The 5776-nt window shown below is 55.6% G+C and carries 7 protein-coding genes; 5 read left to right on the top strand and 2 right to left on the bottom strand.

All coding sequences use genetic code 11. The features are described from left to right. Together H8Q75_RS03595 and mtnA are read left to right on the top strand one after the other, a co-directional pair. Positions 1-785: asparaginase (locus H8Q75_RS03595; RefSeq protein WP_297040577.1), on the top strand; the 785-nt coding region annotated here is incomplete at its 5' end. A 93-nt stretch (positions 786-878) separates the two neighbouring features. Beyond that, positions 879-1949 carry an S-methyl-5-thioribose-1-phosphate isomerase gene (gene mtnA, locus H8Q75_RS03600; protein ID WP_297040580.1) on the top strand — a complete coding sequence of 357 codons (1071 nt, stop codon included), beginning with the start codon at positions 879-881 and terminating at the stop codon, positions 1947-1949. Here the strand turns inward: mtnA and H8Q75_RS03605 are convergent. Continuing rightward, complete coding sequence (locus H8Q75_RS03605; protein WP_297040583.1) at positions 1946-2293, bottom strand: hypothetical protein; 348 nt, start codon at positions 2291-2293, stop codon at positions 1946-1948. The two genes, mtnA and H8Q75_RS03605, sit on opposite strands and share 4 nt — an antisense overlap. A gap of 87 nt (positions 2294-2380) precedes the next feature. Here H8Q75_RS03605 and H8Q75_RS03610 point away from each other — a divergent pair, with 87 nt between their 5' ends. Genes H8Q75_RS03610 through ilvD form a run of 3 tightly spaced genes read left to right on the top strand, consistent with a single transcriptional unit; the run spans position 2381 to position 5377 of the window. Next, on the top strand, positions 2381-2686 hold the full coding sequence (locus H8Q75_RS03610) for a hypothetical protein (RefSeq protein WP_041428947.1): 306 nt from the start codon (positions 2381-2383) through the stop codon (positions 2684-2686). Further along, a complete protein-coding gene (locus H8Q75_RS03615) occupies positions 2676-3653 on the top strand; it encodes a stage II sporulation protein M (protein ID WP_024124150.1) in 978 nt (325 codons plus the stop codon). The genes H8Q75_RS03610 and H8Q75_RS03615 overlap by 11 nt, the downstream gene beginning before the upstream one ends. Positions 3654-3694: 41 nt before the next feature. Continuing rightward, positions 3695-5377 (top strand): dihydroxy-acid dehydratase, encoded by a 1683-nt coding sequence (gene ilvD / locus H8Q75_RS03620; protein WP_297040590.1) that lies wholly within the window; start codon positions 3695-3697, stop codon positions 5375-5377. On the opposite strand, the gene H8Q75_RS03625 is transcribed toward ilvD, so the two are convergent. After that, positions 5374-5776, bottom strand: a 403-nt coding sequence (locus H8Q75_RS03625; protein ID WP_297040592.1) for a precorrin-6A/cobalt-precorrin-6A reductase, incomplete at its 5' end; no start/stop codon positions are given. The genes ilvD and H8Q75_RS03625 overlap by 4 nt on opposite strands.

Below are 5776 nucleotides of genomic sequence, written 5' to 3' on the forward strand. Positions count from 1 at the left end.
AGCCCTTTCAAGCCTTGGCAGTGACGACAACGGGAACAATGGAGCGGTTTGATTTGAGCGATCGCGACCTTGCGATTATCTGCAGCTCCCACCAAGGTCGTATTGAGCAAGTGCGCCAAGTCTTTAACATCCTTTGGCGTGCCGATGTGGATCCCACCGCCTTGCAATGTCCCGTTCCCCCCGGTCGCCAAGGGGCACTTCAGCACAACTGTTCGGGTAAACACGCGGGGATGCTAGCGGTTTGTCAACGGCGCAATTGGCCATTGGCAAGCTATCTCCACAAAAATCACCCCGTTCAAACGCTCATCCTCGCCAAGGTGGCGGAACTGCTGAAGATGCCCGCCGCCGAGTTTATCTGTGCCCACGACGACTGTGGGGCGCCCACCTACTTAATGCAACTGGTGCAGATGGCTACCCTTTATGGCCAACTCGCCTCTGGCAATGACTGGGCAATGGAGCGCGTGGTTCGTGCCATGACCCACCACCCTGATTTTGTTGCAGGCCCCGGTGCCTTTGATAGTGAGCTGATGCGCCTCACGGAGGGGGAAATTCTCAGTAAGTCTGGGGCTGAGGGGATTCAATGTGTGGGGCGTGTGGGGGAAGGCATGGGATTAGCCATCAAGGTCAGTGACGGTGCCCAGCGTGCCAAATACGCCGTTGCCATTCAACTGTTGAAGCAACTCGGCTGGATTACCCCCAGTGTGGCGGAGGCCTTGGGGGAGCAGTTTCTAATTCCCAACCCATTTACCCGCCTCGAGGTCAATGGTGAACTGACCTTTGCCTAGGGGTTGATTGGTTGCCGCGGGCTAATGGTTAAAATGAATTTTTACCCTAGGCGATGATGAGTAGTCAATTTAGATGCACCTACGGAGGCTGTTGTGGCTGTCACAGCAAATGTCGGAACCATCTTTCCTGTGGTGTGGGCGGGCGATCGCGTGCAATTAATTGATCAAACCCGCTTGCCAGAACAGTATGAACTCAAGGACATCACCACCGCAGCGGAGATGGCCACCGCCATTCGGACGATGATTGTCCGGGGCGCACCAGCAATTGGTGTGGCAGCAGCGTTTGGCATGGTTTTGGGAGCGCGGGAATACAGGGGCAGCGATCGCGAGGGCTTCTTAGCCCACCTTGAGAATATTGCTTCGGAATTGCGCCAAACCCGGCCGACGGCAGTGAATTTATTTTGGGCCATTGATCGCATGCTAGGAGCAGCCCAACAGCCCACAGCCACCCTTGGGGAACTTCAGCAACACCTCCTTGAAACTGCACAAACCATTGCCCAGGAAGATGTGCAAGCCTGTCAAGCCATTGGTGAAAACGGCCTTAAGGTTCTGCCAACAACTCCCGAGAAATTGCGCCTCCTTACCCACTGCAATGCGGGGGCCCTAGCGACAGCAGGCTATGGAACAGCCTTAGGGGTGGTTCGTGCCGCTTGGGCGGCGGGTCGCTTAGAGCGGGTCTATGCCGATGAAACCCGGCCCCGGCTTCAGGGAGCCAAATTAACTGCTTGGGAATGTGTCCAAGAGGGCATTCCTGTCACTCTGATTGCTGATACCATGGCCGCCCACTGTATGCAGCGGGGGATGATTGATGCGGTGGTGGTAGGGGCGGATCGCATTGCCCTGAATGGAGATACCGCCAACAAAATTGGCACCTACAGCGTTGCCCTGGCCGCCCGGGCCCACAGCATTCCTTTCTTTGTTGCCGCGCCCCTTTCGACAATTGACACCAACATTGCCACTGGGGCCGCAATTCCCATTGAGGAGCGGCATCCCCAAGAAATTTATCAGGTGGGGTTTAGCCGTATTACGCCTGCGGGGGTGGATTTCTACAATCCGGCCTTTGATGTTACACCGGCTTCCCTCATTAGCGGCATTATCACCGAGAAGGGGGTTTTTGCCCCCGCCGAGCTGGCCCAAGCCATCGGCGCTGCAAGCCCCGACTAATTATGGCAAACCGCCCGGGCAATGTCACCGCCGATTGTGCCCGGAGGATAACTTTGGCTACCGTCCCACTCCCAACCGTAGTACTCACTTTTCACATCGTAGGGGTCGCAGGAGGCGGTTGCCGGGTGCCAATAGTCATCTCCACGGGTCGAGAGGTGAAAATCTACTTGGACAATGCCATTTTGATTGGTATAGAACCGACGGGAATGCATATCAACGGTGTAAACATAGCCCTTACTGTCGCGAGCAACTTCCACCTCCTGTTCTGCAAAGGCCGGGGGAGCGATCGCTAGACCTAGGCTCAAGGTGGCTGCCCCCACAAGGGCGACATGGGTCCGCAACATTGTCAAAAACCTCTTTCTTTGCTAACACGATCGTAGCAACTGTGCTAAAACATCGTTATTCTTAGTTCAAAAACCTCTATAGAAAAAATGATTTCCTCGCCCTCTCCGTTGACCACCACCGACCTCAATGCCCTGGCTGAACGTATCCGTATGGCAGCGGCCCAAGCCAATGGAAATGTCCATGATCTGTTGGCACTGCTGCGACTTTTAGAGCAATTGCACCGTGAAATTTGTGACAATCAGTTTCAGGCAGCGTTGCCCACCAATCGCCAAGCCCTCTATAAACTGCTGCGGGATATTGAAACCAATGGCGGCTGGCCCTACATTCCCCGTAGGCGTCTAGAGTCCTTTTTGGGGCTAGTTCAAGAGGCATCCGATCCCGATGAATGTTGAACGCTGGCTAATCCGGCAGGAGCCCCAGTGGCTAGAGCTAGAACAACTGCTCAACCGTGCCGAAATTGAGGGAATTCAGGGCTGGTCAGCAGCGGAAATTCGCCGCCTCAGTCAGTTGTACCGCCTTGTCAGTGCTGATTTGGCGCGGGCAAAAACTCGCCGCCTAGGCAGTGGCATTGTCAACTATTTGCAGGGTCTCACCTTGCGAAGCTACAGTCAGATCTATCAGGGTCAGCACTCCCACGATGGGCGCAAGGTGTGGTGTTTTTTGCAGCGGGGCTTCCCGGCGGTTGTGCAGCAAACATGGGTCTATACGGCCTTGGCCTTGGGGGTGTTTCTGGTGGCCGCCGCGATCGCTTGGTGGTATGGGTGGCGCGATCGCCAGTTTTTGGAACTGCTGGTGCCCCCAGACATCCTCTCCGTCGTGGAAAAGGAGGGCAAGCTGTGGATGGGATCAATTGTGGGGATTGAGCCCTTGGCCTCCAGTGCCATTCTGACGAATAACCTGAGTGTGGCTTTGGCAATGGTCGCGGGAGGCATCCTGGGCGGCCTGGGAACCCTCTACATCCTTTGGAACAACGGTCTGCACATTGGGGGGATCGCTGCCCTTGTGGCGCAAAACAACCTAGCGTATCCCTTTTGGGCGTTTGTCAGTCCCCATGGTGCCTTAGAGTTGCCCGCGATTTTTTTGGCGGGGGCGGCCGGTCTGTTGCTGGGGCAGGCAATTCTCTTGCCAGGGCGCTACCCTCGCCTTAGGGCCTTAAAACGCAATGGTGCCTTGGCGGCGCAACTCATGTTTGGAATTGTGCCACTGCTGGTGATTGCGGCTATGATTGAGGGCTTTTGGTCGCCCAATCCGCTGATTCCCAACAGTGTGAAGTATCTTTCCGGTCTCGGTTTGTTTGCTGCTTTAGTGTTTTATTTGGCTTGGCCCATAGAGCGATCGCCCACAGGTGAGAGAAAATAGAAAAATGCTTTATTGACGTTTAGGCCGATCGCGAGAACACTATGGCAGAAAATTGGCGCAGTCGCATCATTACAGAAGGCATTCAACGCACCCCCAACCGAGCCATGCTGCGAGCTGTGGGTTTTGGCGACGAGGATTTTAACAAGCCCATAGTTGGGGTGGCCAGTGCCCACAGCACAATTACTCCCTGCAATATGGGGATTGCTGCCCTTGCCAGTCGCGCCGAAGCAGGAATTCGTGCCGCGGGAGGGATGCCGCAGTTGTTTGGCACAATTACGGTCAGCGATGGTATTTCCATGGGCACTGAAGGGATGAAATACTCCTTGGTCTCGCGGGATGTGATTGCTGATTCGATTGAGACTGTCTGTAATGCCCAAAGTATGGATGGGGTGCTGGCGATCGGTGGCTGTGACAAGAATATGCCCGGCGCGATGATTGCCATGGCACGGATGAACATTCCGGCCATTTTTGTCTATGGGGGTACGATTAAGCCCGGTCATTGGCAGGGTCAAGACCTTACGGTTGTCAGCGCCTTTGAAGCCGTGGGTCAGTTTAGTGCCGGCAAAATGGATGAAGCAACGCTCCATGCCATTGAACACCATGCCTGTCCGGGGGCAGGTTCCTGTGGCGGAATGTTCACAGCAAATACAATGTCCTCGGCTTTTGAGGCAATGGGCATGAGTTTAATGTATTCCTCAACGATGACGGCGGAGGATGCCGAAAAAGCTGACAGTACTGAGTTGGCGGGCAAGGTGCTAGTGGAGGCAATCCGCAAAAATATCCGCCCCCGTGACATTATTACCCGCAAATCCATTGAAAATGCCATCAGTGTGATTATGGCTGTGGGGGGATCCACAAATGCAGTGCTGCATTTTCTGGCGATCGCCCACAGTGCCGAGGTCCCCTTGACCATTGATGATTTTGAAACCATTCGCCAGCGGGTGCCTGTCCTCTGCGACCTCAAGCCCTCGGGTAAATACGTCACTGCGGATCTACATCGGGCAGGGGGCATTCCCCAAGTCATGAAAATGCTCCTCAATGCCGGATTGCTCCACGGGGATTGCCTAACGATTACTGGAGAAACCATTGCCGAGCGGCTGCGGGATGTGCCCGATACCCCCGACCCCAACCAAGATGTGATTCGTCCTTTTGATCAACCTTTGTATGCCACGGGTCACCTGGCCATTCTCAAGGGCAATTTAGCCAGCGAGGGTGCTGTGGCCAAAATCTCCGGGGTGAAAAATCCCCAAATTACCGGGCCTGCCCGCGTCTTTGACTCCGAGGAAGCCTGCCTTGACGCCATTCTGGCGGGCAAGATCAACCCCGGCGATGTCATTGTCATTCGCTATGAAGGCCCCGTCGGTGGTCCGGGGATGCGGGAAATGCTGGCTCCCACCTCTGCCATTATTGGCGCGGGTTTAGGGGATAGTGTTGGCCTCATTACCGATGGTCGCTTTTCGGGAGGCACCTATGGCATGGTCGTCGGTCATGTGGCGCCGGAAGCGGCAGTTGGTGGGACGATCGCCCTTGTGGAGGAGGGAGACTCGATTACCATTGATGCCCATCGGCGGCTCCTACAACTCAATGTCAGTGAGGAAGAACTGGCGGCGCGGCGGGCTAAATGGCAGCCCCCTGCCCCTCGCTATACCCGTGGTGTGTTGGCCAAATATGCCAAACTAGTGTCTTCGAGTAGCCTGGGGGCGGTGACTGATCGCTTTGTCTAGGAACGAGACAGTTCTTGCAAAAGTTCTTGCAAAAAGGCCTCGATGCCAGCGCGATCGCTCGTTTGCCGGGGATAAACCATGGGCGGACGTTGCAGTGTAATCAGCTTCACCTGCAGTTCCTGGGCAAGGGTTTGCTTGATCTGCTCACTCGCGGTACCCGAGGCCTTGGTGACCACCGTTGTAATTTGCCACTGTTGCCAGAGGGCACGCTCTAGCTCCCGCGACACAGGGGGGAAAATGGCAACTAACCGCTGGCGATCGAACCCCACCGCCAAGGCAGTTTCTAAGGCTGTCACCGTGGGCAGAATCCGCGCAAAGAGGGTCGCCTGCCCCTGAAGGGGCGCAAAGGCCGCTAAATGCTTGACCCCTAGGGTCAGCAATACCCGCTCACCCACCAAG

It is taken from the genome of Thermosynechococcus sp. OHK43, assembly GCF_014466085.1.
Classification (GTDB): Bacteria; Cyanobacteriota; Cyanobacteriia; order Thermosynechococcales; family Thermosynechococcaceae; genus Thermosynechococcus.

Coding starts and splice junctions, on each gene's coding strand:
- H8Q75_RS03610 (WP_041428947.1), top strand. CDS start 2,381: ATGATTTCCTCGCCCTCTCCGTTGACCACCACCGACCTCAATGCCCTG.
- ilvD (WP_297040590.1), top strand. CDS start 3,695: ATGGCAGAAAATTGGCGCAGTCGCATCATTACAGAAGGCATTCAACGC.
- H8Q75_RS03605 (WP_297040583.1), bottom strand. CDS start 2,293: ATGTTGCGGACCCATGTCGCCCTTGTGGGGGCAGCCACCTTGAGCCTA.
- H8Q75_RS03615 (WP_024124150.1), top strand. CDS start 2,676: ATGAATGTTGAACGCTGGCTAATCCGGCAGGAGCCCCAGTGGCTAGAG.